This window comes from Lysinibacillus sp. S1 (assembly GCF_044986265.1).
GTDB classification, from domain to species: domain Bacteria; phylum Bacillota; class Bacilli; order Bacillales_A; family Planococcaceae; genus Lysinibacillus; species Lysinibacillus capsici.
In genome coordinates this window covers 4,379,805-4,393,623 of record NZ_CP173154.1, presented here as the reverse complement: position 1 = coordinate 4,393,623, position 13,819 = coordinate 4,379,805, and the positions used below count along the sequence as shown (strand labels likewise).

Annotated in this window: 16 protein-coding genes; 6 read left to right on the top strand and 10 right to left on the bottom strand. The window is 36.8% G+C overall.

What is annotated here, in order from left to right:
* Window positions 1–14: 14 nt before the first annotated feature.
* On the top strand, window positions 15–749 hold the full coding sequence (locus ACHZEU_RS22035; protein WP_269898104.1) for a metallophosphoesterase: 735 nt from the start codon (window positions 15–17) through the stop codon (window positions 747–749).
* Window positions 750–818: 69 nt separating this feature from the next.
* On the opposite strand, the gene cyoE is transcribed toward ACHZEU_RS22035, so the two are convergent.
* The 5 genes from cyoE to ACHZEU_RS22010 all read right to left on the bottom strand — a co-directional run bounded on the left by cyoE (window position 819) and on the right by ACHZEU_RS22010 (window position 4,735).
* Window positions 819–1,769 carry a heme o synthase gene (gene cyoE / locus ACHZEU_RS22030; protein ID WP_115674090.1) on the bottom strand — a complete coding sequence of 317 codons (951 nt, stop codon included), beginning with the start codon at window positions 1,767–1,769 and terminating at the stop codon, window positions 819–821.
* A 302-nt stretch (window positions 1,770–2,071) separates the two neighbouring features.
* The gene (locus tag ACHZEU_RS22025) at window positions 2,072–2,725 is read right to left on the bottom strand and encodes an alpha/beta hydrolase (protein ID WP_066036432.1); all 654 of its coding nucleotides are present in this window, start codon (window positions 2,723–2,725) and stop codon (window positions 2,072–2,074) included.
* A 38-nt stretch (window positions 2,726–2,763) separates the two neighbouring features.
* On the bottom strand, window positions 2,764–3,321 hold the full coding sequence (locus ACHZEU_RS22020) for a hypothetical protein (RefSeq protein WP_066036433.1): 558 nt from the start codon (window positions 3,319–3,321) through the stop codon (window positions 2,764–2,766).
* Window positions 3,322–3,458: 137 nt separating this feature from the next.
* Entirely contained in the window at window positions 3,459–4,160 is a 702-nt protein-coding gene (locus ACHZEU_RS22015; protein WP_054548534.1) for an O-linked GlcNAc transferase, read from the bottom strand.
* A gap of 104 nt (window positions 4,161–4,264) precedes the next feature.
* Complete coding sequence (locus ACHZEU_RS22010; protein WP_066036434.1) at window positions 4,265–4,735, bottom strand: co-chaperone YbbN; 471 nt, start codon at window positions 4,733–4,735, stop codon at window positions 4,265–4,267.
* A gap of 195 nt (window positions 4,736–4,930) precedes the next feature.
* Here ACHZEU_RS22010 and ACHZEU_RS22005 point away from each other — a divergent pair, with 195 nt between their 5' ends.
* Window positions 4,931–7,225, top strand: a complete 2,295-nt coding sequence (locus tag ACHZEU_RS22005) for a YhgE/Pip domain-containing protein (protein WP_279495594.1) — start codon at window positions 4,931–4,933, stop codon at window positions 7,223–7,225.
* Window positions 7,226–7,304: 79 nt separating this feature from the next.
* Window positions 7,305–7,817 (top strand): PCYCGC motif-containing (lipo)protein, encoded by a 513-nt coding sequence (locus ACHZEU_RS22000; protein ID WP_279495595.1) that lies wholly within the window; start codon window positions 7,305–7,307, stop codon window positions 7,815–7,817.
* Window positions 7,818–7,849: 32 nt separating this feature from the next.
* On the opposite strand, the gene ACHZEU_RS21995 is transcribed toward ACHZEU_RS22000, so the two are convergent.
* Together ACHZEU_RS21995 and ACHZEU_RS21990 are read right to left on the bottom strand one after the other, a co-directional pair.
* Entirely contained in the window at window positions 7,850–8,269 is a 420-nt protein-coding gene (locus ACHZEU_RS21995; RefSeq protein ID WP_233732086.1) for a hypothetical protein, read from the bottom strand.
* Window positions 8,270–8,573: 304 nt separating this feature from the next.
* Window positions 8,574–9,110 (bottom strand): hydrolase, encoded by a 537-nt coding sequence (locus ACHZEU_RS21990; protein WP_279495597.1) that lies wholly within the window; start codon window positions 9,108–9,110, stop codon window positions 8,574–8,576.
* A gap of 395 nt (window positions 9,111–9,505) precedes the next feature.
* Here ACHZEU_RS21990 and serC point away from each other — a divergent pair, with 395 nt between their 5' ends.
* Window positions 9,506–10,594 (top strand): 3-phosphoserine/phosphohydroxythreonine transaminase, encoded by a 1,089-nt coding sequence (gene serC / locus ACHZEU_RS21985; protein WP_103118443.1) that lies wholly within the window; start codon window positions 9,506–9,508, stop codon window positions 10,592–10,594.
* Between the two features lie 279 nt (window positions 10,595–10,873).
* Entirely contained in the window at window positions 10,874–11,281 is a 408-nt protein-coding gene (locus ACHZEU_RS21980; protein WP_279495598.1) for a hypothetical protein, read from the top strand.
* Window positions 11,282–11,345: 64 nt separating this feature from the next.
* On the opposite strand, the gene ACHZEU_RS21975 is transcribed toward ACHZEU_RS21980, so the two are convergent.
* The 3 genes from ACHZEU_RS21975 to ACHZEU_RS21965 are packed head-to-tail and all read right to left on the bottom strand — an operon-like array spanning window position 11,346 to window position 13,394.
* Window positions 11,346–11,774, bottom strand: coding sequence for a Fur family transcriptional regulator (locus ACHZEU_RS21975; RefSeq protein WP_048392220.1), 429 nt, complete (start codon window positions 11,772–11,774; stop codon window positions 11,346–11,348).
* A complete protein-coding gene (locus tag ACHZEU_RS21970) occupies window positions 11,771–12,634 on the bottom strand; it encodes a metal ABC transporter permease (RefSeq protein ID WP_048392219.1) in 864 nt (287 codons plus the stop codon). The genes ACHZEU_RS21975 and ACHZEU_RS21970 overlap by 4 nt, the downstream gene beginning before the upstream one ends.
* A gap of 13 nt (window positions 12,635–12,647) precedes the next feature.
* Complete coding sequence (locus ACHZEU_RS21965; RefSeq protein ID WP_404803762.1) at window positions 12,648–13,394, bottom strand: metal ABC transporter ATP-binding protein; 747 nt, start codon at window positions 13,392–13,394, stop codon at window positions 12,648–12,650.
* Window positions 13,395–13,559: 165 nt separating this feature from the next.
* On the opposite strand from ACHZEU_RS21965, the gene ACHZEU_RS21960 reads away from it, so the two are divergent.
* Complete coding sequence (locus ACHZEU_RS21960) at window positions 13,560–13,796, top strand: Nif11 family protein (RefSeq protein WP_004227236.1); 237 nt, start codon at window positions 13,560–13,562, stop codon at window positions 13,794–13,796.
* Window positions 13,797–13,819 lie beyond the last annotated feature (23 nt).

Sequence of the window (13,819 nt, the reverse complement as noted above, 5' to 3'; positions counted from 1 at the left end):
AAGGATGCTCGTAAATGAACCGTATACTAGCAATTAGTGACATACATGGAGAATTAGGGCTACTGGAAGAATTATTATTAAAAGCAAACTATGACCCAATGAACGACCAGCTTTTTCTTCTTGGTGATTATATTGATAGAGGGCCCTCTTCTAGTGGTGTGTTAAATTTAGTGAGTGAATTACAGACAAAAGGTGCACGAGTTTTACTAGGCAATCATGAGGCGATCATGCTCAATGCATGCCGTTCAGGTCTTGCTAAGCCATGGAACCATTGGGTAGGGCTTTGTGGTGGTGAGGCAACATTAGCAAGCTATGGCTATCAGTTGGCAGACTTTGAGGAAGCCATCCAAAGTAATACTCTGCCTAGCTTTATTAAAACGCTCCCTAAGCTTGAAGAACATTTACAGTTAATCGAGACATTTGAAATATATATTGAGTTAGAAGATGCTATTTTCGTCCACGGTGGCGTTGTGCCAGGTGCTGCAATAGCCGAAACTGACCCCATGCGCTTACTTTGGATTCGTGATGAATTCCACGCAGGCTATCAAGGGGAAAAAACAGTAATCTTCGGCCATACCCCTACGTATAACCTGCATCATGATCCAACTGATTATCATGTTTATTTCGGAGAAAATAATATTATTGGCATTGATGGTGGAGCTGTGTTTGGCGGACAGTTACATGCATTCGAGTGGCCTAGCCGCCAAATCATTTCTGTCGACAATAAAAAACCAACAAGTAACGAGTAAACTTGTTGGTTTTTATTTTCGCAATTGTTTTCGCACAACTTTATTTTTTTCAGGGCAATTTTTGAAAAATTAATATAACTTAAAAATAACTCCTACTAGCGAGTACACAATAACAGTTGTGAATAGTATAGTCATATGGAATAGGGAAAAAACAAACATTTTGGTAGCCCATTTCACTTGATCTGTATTACTATGATAACCGTAAATACTCATCACTAGCCAAGCAACACTTAAAATCAATGCCACAAGCATGATGCCTACACTTAGTGAGCCAAATAAAAAGCTTGATAGAATCAATAGTATTAAATAGAAATTGGTTTGATAATATGTTCGACGCATCCCTTTGATAACTGGTAGCATGGGTACACTGGCTGCTTCATAGTCTATACGTTTGCGAATGGCAATAGCATAAAAGTGAGGCATTTGCCAAATGACCATAACAAAAAATAAACCAAGTATCGCTGGGTGTGTAATATCTGTAGATACAGCAGACCAACCTATTAATGGTGGCACCGCACCACTAATACTACCGATTTCTGTATTATATATCGTACGACGCTTTGTCCACATTGTATAAGGGACTACATATAGGAATACACCTAATAATCCAAATGCCGCTGCTAAAGGTGAAGCAAGTGCCAGCACAGCTACGCCAATAATTAACATTACAACAGCTAATGATAAAGTAGATTTTGCTGACATTTCACCTGTTACAGTTGGTCTGCTTTGTGTACGAGGCATAATTGCATCAATATCACGATCATAGACATTATTAAAGGCCCCCGCAGCTCCAATGACAAGGGCGGAACCGATTGTTGAAAAAATAATTTCTGGTATATTGTCTACAAATGTCATTTTATTTTTGTACATGCCTAGCGTTAAACCAGCCCACATAGGTATTAAATTGGATTTGATAATCCCTGTCTTGACGGTTTGCGCTAAAATAGAAGAACGTGATGACTTCCCTCTTGTTTTTTCGGAGGATAGTGGTTTATGCTCCGTTTTCAGATTTTGTTCCATTCAGCTTAATTCCTTTTCTCCATAATTTCTACACGCTTTCATCGATAGAAAGCGACAAAATTTGCATCTAGCACATCAAATTATTATTTTACCCCTTTTAGTTCTGTTCTGTCTCTCTTTTCACATAAAGTACATGTTTTTCATCTAACAAAGCACGTTCATTCACAACATCTACTATGATACCACCGACTGACGTGAATTTGAACCTTCTTGCCTCGATTCTTCCAAACACTATTGGAGAAAAATAATTTGAATTACGATAGCCAAAAAAACCGAGACAAATTTTTGCCTCGGATTTCCTTTTATTGAATTTCTTCCTGTAGTTGCTGCGCTAAAAATGCTACTAGATCACGTAGATTATCAGGTGTTACACCATGTCCATCTGGGTATTGTTTAAATGTCACCGTGGCACCAAATTGTTCAAAGATCTCCTTGCTTTCCATTCCCCATTGAGAAGGTATTACATAATCATAATCACCGTGCGAAATAAAAGCATGTAAATGTTCTACAGAACGAATAGCATACTCCTCCGTCACAAACTTTGGCGTATAGCCACTTAATGCAACAATACCCGTCACTAAATTCCCCATCACAAAGGCAAGTGATTGTGCTAAAACCGCACCTTGGCTAAAGCCTAAAACAAATACTTTATGAGGATCGATTTGATATTCTTCGATAGCCTCTAATATAAATCGTTGCAATGCAATCAACACTTTATCGAAGATTGCACGATCTGGTTGCCCCACCTCTTGAATGGTAAAAAAAGCATAGCCGGGATGTTGCGTAATTGGCCCTCGTAAGCTAAATATATGACATTGCTCTTGAAAATCCTGCACTAATTGTGGTAAATCATCTTCATGACTGCCCATGCCATGAAGCAAAAAAATAGCAGGGTACTTCTTCGTAGGGTCCATATTTGTTGGTTGTGTATGGTTAAAAGTAAATGGTGTATTCATTTAATCAAATTCCTTTCGCGTGAAGCTTTGTAACAAAATTAGTGTAATTTTGTTTTATTAATTAATCCATCTGTATGGTAGGCAATATAACCATTGACAATTCGTATCGTTTCTTGTGGATCTGCATCAAAGAGTATTTTTGATTGCTCTGGCGTGGATACAAGCACGGTTAATAAATCCATACGCATGGAATGCCCAGCAGAGCTATAGGCATAGTCATAAATAATCGCTTCCTCTGTCATGCCTTCTGTCTCATATTGCTTATGGAATAAATTCTTTGCAGCATCCAATTGCTCTGCCACTTGTTGACGAATTCGCATCTGATGCATTAATAATTCCTCTTCAAGAGCTGATGGCTTTAGCCACTCCTTAGCTTGAAGCATATTTAGAAATTCCTGCTCCCAAGCCTGTTCATTCTCAGTAAAATAAAGCATATTAATCATCAACATGTCCCAAAAGTCCATAGATGTTGCGGCTGATTGTCGCTGCATAGTAATTGTTTCTTTAAAATGCTCTTCCACTTTTGTAATATTCATATTGCGAACTAAATGATTACATACGTTTTCTATAAACTTATTTGCCGCTTCTTGTGCCATAAAAAATCCGTCCTTTATATCTACAAATCATTTTCTTTCTTATCATACCATGATTGTGAAATATGGCAACGAACCCCGCTCACTTGATTTTTAAGTAAAAAGGATGACTCCATATACTTTGGAGACATCCAATTATCTTATGAGAAAACATAGCTATCCATATTGTCGATTGTATTTTGAATAGCAGCTTTCAACGATTTTTGCTCTTCACCACAAGAAGCTAGCGCATCCTCCAATGTCAGTGCAGCATTCGCTATAAATGGAGCCATTTGCAAATCTTTTGCCAATTGAATAAGTACGAGGGCTCTATTCCATTTCCATCGAGGATTTGTTGGATCTAGCTGAATCGCTTGCTCCAAATAACCGAGGGCATCAAATGGCATCCAGCCAAAGCGGTGCATCGTCTGCCCTGTGATCCCCCAGTAGACAGCCTTATTTGGGTTTTCCTTTACTGCTTGCTGAAAACAGTGAACACTTTCATTGTAATGATGTGCGAATAAGAACAGCTCTCCTTGTGTAAAAAAGGATTGCGCTTTGTCAGCTGATGTTCCAGTTTTTGCGACTTCCTCCAATTGCTGAATACGCTTCGCAAATGCCTCTTCATCTTTTATTGCTCGTATTTCTACAACTAGATCTGATTCTGGATAGCTTTCATCAGCTCGTTCCACATGCTGTACTTCGATATGAGCAGTTGGCTTTGGATAACGATCATATTCATATTCTTCTAATAATCGAATATATTTTTGTGCCAATACTTTGTCCTCTTCGTTTGTCACCTGCTTCGCTAATTCATAGCATTTCATCAGTTCACCATTATAAAAATAATCATCCATTGACATTCATCATACCTCCAGTGTACAACTATTCAGTATTTTTAGTATACACTACAAAAACAAAAGAGACCGTATCTAAATAATTATGATACAGTCTCTTCCTTTTCTATTTATTTAACCGTATTTAAGAACGTTCGTAAATCTTCTTCTTTAAGAGCTCCTACAAAGCGATTTACTTCTTTACCATCTTCGAAACGAATAAATGTTGGTGTTGCTTCAATATTATACTTGTCTGTTAGATCATCGTATTCATAGACATTTAATTGTGCAATATCAACACCTAGCTCTTCTGCAATTGGCATTAACACTGGCGTGAAAGCTTGACAGTGTATACAAATCGGGCTGAAGAAATAAGCATTGACAGGCTCACCAGCTTTTATTTTTTCCTCTAACTTGTCTGGCAACATAATGTTTTGATAGTTTTTGTCATCTACTTGATCGATTGTTTCTTGTTTAAGCTCTTTATCGCCATAAAGTTTTTTTGCGATTTCTAACTTACTTTGATTTGAGACATTGGTAAGGACAATAATTGCTGCAAATAAAACAACAATCACTGAACCAATAATTAATAATTTTTTCACTAAAGTAGTGACCTCCTTTTTTACACTAAAAGCCCTACTTTTAGTGCATTCGCGATTGATTATAAATTGTTTTGAAAACCTAGTAAACTAATTCGCCTTTAAATGAAGATATTTCACATTTATAACATAATTTCAAGTATATTTGGGAACATACATAGTGAGAGTTCATGCAAATTTGAATGTGGGGTGATCATGATGAAAAACTCGTTCCAGCATGTTTTTCAAATTTATACAAAAGATATCCGTAATATTGTCACAAACTGGGTCGTAGCTGTCATTATAGGTGGACTAATTTTTCTTCCATCTCTTTATGCCTGGCTAAATATTTATGCCTCCATGGACCCTTACGCTCACACCTCTAATATGAAAATCGCGATTGTCAATGAAGATACGGGAACCACGGTAAGAGATGAAGCAATTAATGTCGGGAATGAAGTAATTGAGACTTTACGTACGAATAAAAGCTTTACTTGGAAGCTCGAAACAGAGAAAAAAGCTAAGGAACAATTAAAAAATGGTGATTACTTTGCAGTCATAATCATTCCAAATGATTTTTCGCAAAAACTAACCTCTATTTTAACCGACCAACCAACGAAGGCCCATATTGATTATTATGTAAATGAAAAAAAGAATCCTATTGCCCCTAAAATTACAAGTAAAGGAGCGAGCGTACTTACACAGCAGGTTTCGAATGAATTTGTATCCACCGTCAATGGGACACTTTTTTCTATTTTTAATACAATTGGAATTGAAATGGAACGTGACATCCCTGATTTCCGCAAATTCGAAAATTATGTTTTTACTATCGAACAGCATTTACCTGATATTAATTCATTTTTAACGCAAGCCTCTACTCAAGGAAAGGAGGCAAATCAATTACTTAATCAGGCGCTGACACAAGTTCCACAGGTGAAACAACTAACGACAGATGGTTTAACTACCATTCAAAGGGGTTTACATTTAGTGAATGAAGCAGATGCTTTATTTAATGAACTATCCCCTATCATCAAAAAGGATGTCACAACTGTTCAAAATATCGCCCAACATTTTACAGAGATCATCAATAAGCTCAATCGTATAAATTTTGACCCTGCCTCCATTACGCAAACGAAAGAGGCACTTAAAAATCAATTGTCAACTTCTAAAGACAACATAAACAAGAGTATTCAAACACTTGAGGCACTGCAAAAATTAATTCAGGCAGATGCTTCTACTCGTAAGCAATTAGAAGACTCTTTAACAACCATTATTGGTTCTTTACAGGAAAGTAATGCAGAAGCGAATCAACCAATCATCGAACAGCTTACAGCCATTCGCGAAGCTTTGGAACATCCACCAAACTTCATTGATTCTACGTCAAATGCGCTTAACTCATTACAACAATTACAGACTCTACAAGACGATTTACTAAATAAAGTGGATCAATTAAAGCCAATTGATAAAGATGTTATCAAGCAAGACATTACAGCTATTCAGCAAATCGCACAAAATGCTACAGCTAATTTACAAAAATTCTTATCCTACTATAACGAAAGTCTAGAGCCACAAATTCGATCTACCCTAACCAGTGCGAAACAAACTTTAACTAACGCTTCTACCATGTTGACAAATGTAAAACAATTCATACCTCAGGCAACAGATAAATTGACACAGGCCAAAAACACGCTAGGAACAGCAAATCAAGCTATTCAAAAAATACAAACTGAATTTCCAACTTTAAGTGCTAAAATCAAAGAATTAGCGAATAAGCTACGAACTTTAGAAGAAGAAGCGGATCTAGCAGAGATTGTGCAATTACTAAAAAATGATGTCAACGCCGAACGTGATTTCTTTGAGGAGCCTATTATATTAAAGGAACATCGCGTATTCCCTATTGCGAACTATGGAACAGCCATGACACCGTTTTACACAGTACTATCTATTTGGGTAGGCTGTTTACTGTTAATTTCATTATTGTCTGTGAATCTCCATGGAGATACATCTTATAGTATTCGAGAAATTTACTTTGGTCGACTCTTAACTTTTGCAACTTTCTCGTTTATTCAAACTCTCATTATTACAATTGGAGATATTTTCTTAGTAGACGGCTCCATTCAAGCACCTGCCTACTTTATCTTATTTGGACTTTTTATTAGTCTCGTATTTGTAACGGTTGTCTATACACTCGTATCCGTCTTCGGTAATGTAGGAAAAGCATTAGCAATTGTGATGCTTGTGTTACAAATTGCAGGCTCTGGTGGAACCTATCCAGTCGAGTTATTGCCGAGGTTCTTCCAAATAATCAACCCTTTTTTACCATTTACGTATGCGATTGAAATGATGCGTGAAGCTGTCGGCGGAATTATTTGGTCAACAGTCTGGATGGACCTCATCTTCCTATTTGGTTTCTGGTTCATTTTTATCCTGTTCGGATTCTTCTTAAAAAAATTATTGAGCGAGAAAATGGAACATTTCATGAACAAAACACGTGGATTAGATATATTTCACTGATTTTCAACGAGGCGTCTGTAAATGTTTATGAAAACGATGTTATAATGGAAGTATTGTAAACATGTAGGAGGCGCTATTTTTGAAGAAATCGATTACTATTTTTGTTGTATTGGCGTTACTGTTATTAAGTGCTTGTGGAGAAAATAAAAACAGTGCTGAAACCTCTCCTAAAGCAAATGACGCTTCACATGAAGGTCATGACCATGCAGAGGCATCTGGTGATATCCAAGAAGAAACAGCTTCTGCAGACGTCCTACCAACCTTTTTAGAGGGCAAGCAAGAAAATATACGCTTAGTCTATCAAATCGCTGGACAATCAACAGAGATTCTCGAATGGATGCCATGCTATTGCGGCTGTGGGGAATCTGCTGGCCATAAAAGTAATTTAAATTGCTTTATTCAGGAAAAAAGTGAGGATGGTTCGATTGTTTGGGATGATCATGGGACGCGTTGTTTAGTGTGCTTAGAGATTGCTGTCCAATCAGCACAACTGCACAAAGAAGGCAAGAGCTTAAAAGAAATTCGTCAGTTCATTGATGACACGTATAAAGAGGGCTATGCAAAACCAACACCAACGGACATGCCTGCATAAAAAAGCAAAGTCGCACATTCGCGACTTTGCTTTTATTGTTTCAGTTGATTTTTCTTTCGTTTACGAAGGATGATATACAGGATAACTGCAATGACAAGGATGAGCCCAACAAATTCTGCAATTAAAACATAGGATATTTCACCTTTTTTAGCTACTTTCCCGTCTTCCTTATCAGCATTTTGATTTATGGCTACAACAAATTGCCCTTCTTTTGTTTCAATCGCAGCTTCTGTCTGTGAATTCGTCTCTTTCAAGTGAGCATAAAAGTTACCTTTTACAGAGGCATTTTCTAATGAATGAATCCATAATAAAGGCTCTTTAAGCTGCCAGAAATTTTTCGTTATGAACACATATTGGCCAATTGCCTCAGGTAAAAACCCTTGTGAGATAAGCTGCTCAGATGTGTGAGGGATTTTTGAGGATTGCTTGGCAAGCCATATTAGCTGTTCCATTTCTCCCATAAAAATGACTGTTTTTTCATAGTCATCATCCTAATTAAAAGTTATTTACCCATAACGAATTCCCGATTTTTAATTATAGTATACAACAAATGGAATGGCTAAGTTTTTATATGAGTAATGTCACACATAATATAGCCCTAAAATAAAAAAGATGCCCAATAAAGGTCTATAGACCCATTAGACATCTACATTTATTCAATCTAACCCAATTTCTTTGTATATATTTCTCTTGAAAGCAAAATTGTTATTACAATGAATGGAATAAACATACCAATTGTTTCAATTTTAATTTGCGTTATTTAACAAGCTTCAAAATGGTTTTAAAATGTTCATGATCTGCACGTTGTAGTAGCTCATACAAGATCATTTCGGTGCTAGTTGGGTAAATACCCAGCGCATGCATCTTTGTAAGCCCAATTTCTTTATTTGCCTTTGTTCGAGAAGATACTGCATCTACAACAACCTCTACTTCAAATCCTTGTTCTTTCAGGTGTCTAGCCGATTGGTACACACAAATATGTGTTTCAATACCTGTCACAATGAATTGAGTACGTCCATTTTCCTTCATAGCCTCTACAAATGCCTCTTCTTGGCACGCACTAAAGGCCATTTTAGGAATCGGTTGCCCTTCTAAATGCTGAGCAATCTCAAGAGCCGTTCCGCCTAAACGACTTGGATTTTGTTCTAGCCATAAAATAGGTACTTCCAGTGCCTGCATTGCTTGTACGAGCTTTGCCACATTTTCAATTACCATTTCACAGTCATCTACAATTGTTGCTAACTTTCCTTGCACATCTACAACTACTAAACAAGCTTTCTCTACTGTAAACATCCTGAACACCTCTTTTTCTTTTCTTTATAATACTATACAAAAACCTGCTTATCTCTCGTAAAGTAATAAGGAGTTTTCTCTAACAATCGATTTTAATGGTTTTGCTTTAGCCTGTAGGTTTCACACTCCCAATAAGGAAATACTTGTAAATTAAAACACGAACATTATCGTTTTTATGGTAATAAAAAATATTTAATATACGGAAAATATCACTTAATTTCAAAAATAACTTTCTATTTGTTCGTTTTTAATGAAAAATACCTGCTTAAATGTGTACATTTTGTTGCGAGTCTGTCTCCATTCTGCTCAAATATTAAGAATTTTATTTTTTCTCTTGAAAATTAGGTTATAATCCAGTAAAGTTCTGTTATTAACCAAACAAGGAGTGTACCACTTTGACACAACGTGCATACAATTTCAACGCAGGTCCATCTGCTCTACCACAAGAAGTATTAGAAAATGCTCAACAGCAATTAGTAAACTTCCGTGATTCAGGTATGTCCATTATGGAAATGAGTCACCGTAGTGCCATTTTTGATGAAGTACATAACGAAGCCATTACTTTATTAAAAAAACTTTATGCTATTCCTGAAAACTATGAGGTACTATTCTTACAGGGTGGAGCAAGCCTTCAGTTTACAATGGTGCCTATGAACTTCTTAACAACTGAGCAAAAAGCTAGCTATGTATTATCAGGCTCATGGTCTGAGAAAGCTTTTAAGGAAGCTAAATTATTTGGGACACCTGTTGAAGCTGCAAGCACAAAAGAAAACCAATACCGCAATATTCCTGCTTTAGAAGATATTCAATTCAATGAAGATGATGCATATGTTCACATCACATCCAATAATACGATATATGGTACGCAATGGAAAAACTACCCTGATACAGGAAATGTTCCATTAGTGGCAGATATGTCAAGTGACATCCTATCAAAACCAGTTGATATTGAAAAGTTCGGAATCATCTATGCTGGTGCTCAAAAAAACCTTGGTCCTTCAGGTGTAACGGTCGTAATTATTCGCAAAGATTTACTTGAAAAAGCCAATAAAAATATTCCGACGATGCTAAAGTATACAACACATGCTGATAGTAATTCACTTTATAATACACCTCCAACATTTGGGATCTATATGCTAGGCGAGGTGTTAAAATGGGTTGAAGCTAAAGGCGGCGTAGCAGAAATTGAGAAACATAATGAATTAAAGGCTAAAGTCATTTATGATGCCATTGACAAAAGTAATGGTTTCTACAAAGGCCATGCCACACCAGAAAGCCGTTCTTTAATGAACATTACATTCCGTGTTGCAGATGAGGAGCTGGAAAAATTATTCCTTGTAGAGGCAAAGGCAGCAGGTTTTGTTGGGCTAAATGGACATCGTTCTGTAGGTGGTTGTCGTGCTTCCACTTATAATGCAGTGCCCCTTGAGGCATGTGAAGCTTTAAGAGATTTCATGGTAGATTTCCAACAAAAACATCAATAAACTTCTATTTAAAAGATGAATCTTTACAGAAATGTAAAGATTCATCTTTTTTTCGCGCTTGTAGAAGGAAATAAGAAATCTATCCCCATACCATTAGCTTGATTAGATGTTTATAGCAATATCTCAGCTTAGGGCTTTACACATTGCAAAAGTTTTTGAGAAAAATATAGATTTTTAAGCAGCCTATCGGACATATCGCCAGCCTCTAGCTATGCACCAAACATAGATTATTACTGTAAGGGTTACCCTTACGAAACTAGAGGAAGGGAGGTCTAGACAATGGAAGATAAAAGATATATGTCACATATGAACTGGCAAGGCTGTAAATGTCCTAAAAAAGAGGAAAAATGCTGTCAACGTAAAGTTGAAAAATGTCATTGCCAAAAAGAGGAAAAATGTCATTGTAAAAAAGAAGAAAAATGTCATTGTAAAAAAGAAGAAAAATGTACACCAAGAATGAGCAGCAACTGTAGAGGCTGTATTTGTCACCAATTAAGAAAATTAGAGCTAGCTACTACACTAGATATCTTCTTATCTGGAGGTATTAGCTTCTTAGGTGTGACTTTCATTTCCTTCGATCCAAGAAATTGCTGTGCATACTTCCTTGAGCCAGGTGCAGCAGCTGCTTCTCCTTTAATCGTAGATTGCAATAAAATTGTTGCGATTCGTCGAGTGGCAGTAGCTTAATCCTTTTAGAGGGTAGCCTTCTATAGGCACCCTCTTCTTACATAGAAAAAAACTCTGTCAACATTTAATGTGACAGAGTGTCATGCTTACAATCAGGGCACTTACCATATATTTCAAACTTATGATTTTCAATTTCATAATCAGGCAATTTTTCACCTAACATTTCCATTGGACAAAGATTAAGCTCTTTGACGTTGCCACAGTCCATACAGATAAAATGATGGTGATGATGCGCAGATTCACAGTGCATACGGAAATTACGTTCCCCGGATAGCTCTGTTTCTTCTAATATCCCAAGTTTCACAAAAGTAGCAAGGTTACGATAAATAGTATCAAAACTCATTCCCGGAAAATCTTTTTTTAAAACATCCAATAAATCACGGGCTGTTAGATATTTATCTGTTGCTGCAAACATATCTAATATTAACTCCCGTTTATCTGTTTTTTTATAGCCATTTTCCTTTAATATTTCCCACGCTCTTGAAATATTCATTGCGCTACCTCCCCCTGCTTTGCAGCCATTTTAAGTGCTACTTTCTTCCCTAGGATTACAAGTAACAAAATCAGAATAGAAGTGACAACAATCGTGCCTCCTGGCGCTAAATCCATATAAAATGCGCTAATTAGACCAATTAGTACAGCTGTTTCTCCAAAAACAATGGCAAAAATGATGGTTTGTTTAAAGCCCTTTGCCAAGCGCATTGCTGCTGCAACAGGCAATGTCATCAGAGATGATACAAGTAAAATACCAACTATGCGCATACTTGCCGCAATGACAAGTGCTGTTACAATCATAAATAAAAGATGAACCCAACGAGCCGGAAGTCCACTAGCTTTTGCATATTCCTCATCAAAAGACAAAACAAATAATTCTTTAAAAAATAAAAACAAAAAGATAATCACAATGGCAGCAATGCCAATCACTACCCATAAGTCTTGACGAGATACAGCAGAAACCGAGCCGAATAAATAACTCATTAAATCTGTGCTAAAACCACTGGCAAGTGAAATAAAGATGGCGCTAATCCCAATACCACCTGACATGATAATTGGAATGGCAAGCTCCTCATAGTGCTTATACAAACGCCTTAAACGCTCAATCAAGACAGAGCCACTCACAGAGGCTAGTATTCCTAGATAAATAGGATTGAGCATTGCTAAGGCTGTCACTGATTGACTAATGTATAAGCTCCCAGCAATTCCTGCAAGTGTTACATGTGACAAAGCATCCGCAATCAAGGATAGCCTACGTACAACAATAAACACACCCAGCAGGGGCGCAAGTATGCCAATTAATAATCCAGAGAAAAAGGCATTTTGTAAAAATTCATAATGTAAAATTGCTTCAATCATATGCCTGCTCCTTCTAATGAATCTTTCTCACGGAATGGCCATACCAAGCGTCTAGCGCATCCTGAGAAATATTATCAAATTCATTTTTATAGCCGTGGAAGTGAATAGTTTGATTCAAACATGCCACATGGCTGATACGATTCGATACCGTATCGACATCGTGTGTGACAAGAATCATCGTAATTCCTTGTTCCCGATTTAATTTCGCCAGCATATCATAAAATGACTGCACATTCTCGTGATCAATGCCGACAGTTGGCTCATCTAAAATGAGCAATTTGGGATTACTGACTAAAGCTCTTGCAATAAAAACACGTTGTTGTTGTCCACCAGATAGTTCTCCAATGTTGCGATTCATATAAGCATCCATGCCAACTGCCTTTAAAGCTTCTTGAACTTTGTCTTTGGCATCTCGACCAGGTCTTTTAAAAAGCCCTAATTTTTTCGTTAATCCACTTTTCACGACCTCTTGCACGGTTGCCGGGAACCCAGAATTAAAGGCATTGGATTTTTGCGAGACATAGCCAATCCATTCACGGTGCTTAAAATTTGCACTTGGTTCAACAAATAATTTTATTTCTCCGGATAAAGGTTTCAGCAAACCTAAAATAATTTTTAATAATGTTGATTTTCCCGAACCATTTGGGCCGAGAAGTGCTAAAAAATCTCCCTCTTCTACACGAAAAGAAATGTTTTTTAAAACTTGCGTATAGTCATATTGAAATGACACATTTTCAATGTCAATAAGTGTTGTTTTCATGCATGATCGCTTYTTTCTAATTCAAAATCATTACGATTTACAAATTGTAAGTATAAAGGAAAGTGCAGTTTTTGTAAAGAAAAGAAGATGGATGCTTTTTCGAATAGCTGATTGCAAGTGTATAAATGATTTCGTGAAAATTAATGAGATAAAGGAGGATTGACTTTGAGTATTCAATTTTTACAGCAATTAGCACAAAGCACGGATAAGGAAATTGTCGCGATTGCTCGTGAAGAAGGCTTTAGCATTACGACTTCTGAAGTAAAAAAACTTCGACCTTATTTGGAGCAATTCTCATTTTCTTGGCTATTTTTAGGGATACCTAAAGATATTCTCGTTGAAGTGGAGGCCGTTTTAGGAAGAAAGCGCTCTCGTCAACTCATCGCCTTGTTTACAAAATAAAAAAAGCCCGAAATCAGAACTAG

What these genes read in the sequence shown, in the direction of transcription:
- ACHZEU_RS21995 (WP_233732086.1), bottom strand. Translation starts at nt 8,269, where the DNA reads ATGGAACAGCTAATATGGCTTGCCAAGCAATCCTCAAAAATCCCTCAC.
- ACHZEU_RS22020 (WP_066036433.1), bottom strand. Translation starts at nt 3,321, where the DNA reads ATGGCACAAGAAGCGGCAAATAAGTTTATAGAAAACGTATGTAATCAT.
- ACHZEU_RS22025 (WP_066036432.1), bottom strand. Translation starts at nt 2,725, where the DNA reads ATGAATACACCATTTACTTTTAACCATACACAACCAACAAATATGGAC.
- ACHZEU_RS21965 (WP_404803762.1), bottom strand. Translation starts at nt 13,394, where the DNA reads ATGAAAACAACACTTATTGACATTGAAAATGTGTCATTTCAATATGAC.
- ACHZEU_RS21990 (WP_279495597.1), bottom strand. Translation starts at nt 9,110, where the DNA reads ATGTTTACAGTAGAGAAAGCTTGTTTAGTAGTTGTAGATGTGCAAGGA.
- ACHZEU_RS21975 (WP_048392220.1), bottom strand. Translation starts at nt 11,774, where the DNA reads ATGAATATTTCAAGAGCGTGGGAAATATTAAAGGAAAATGGCTATAAA.
- ACHZEU_RS21980 (WP_279495598.1), top strand. Translation starts at nt 10,874, where the DNA reads ATGGAAGATAAAAGATATATGTCACATATGAACTGGCAAGGCTGTAAA.
- ACHZEU_RS21970 (WP_048392219.1), bottom strand. Translation starts at nt 12,634, where the DNA reads ATGATTGAAGCAATTTTACATTATGAATTTTTACAAAATGCCTTTTTC.
- cyoE (WP_115674090.1), bottom strand. Translation starts at nt 1,769, where the DNA reads ATGGAACAAAATCTGAAAACGGAGCATAAACCACTATCCTCCGAAAAA.
- ACHZEU_RS22035 (WP_269898104.1), top strand. Translation starts at nt 15, where the DNA reads ATGAACCGTATACTAGCAATTAGTGACATACATGGAGAATTAGGGCTA.
- ACHZEU_RS22005 (WP_279495594.1), top strand. Translation starts at nt 4,931, where the DNA reads ATGAAAAACTCGTTCCAGCATGTTTTTCAAATTTATACAAAAGATATC.
- ACHZEU_RS22015 (WP_054548534.1), bottom strand. Translation starts at nt 4,160, where the DNA reads ATGTCAATGGATGATTATTTTTATAATGGTGAACTGATGAAATGCTAT.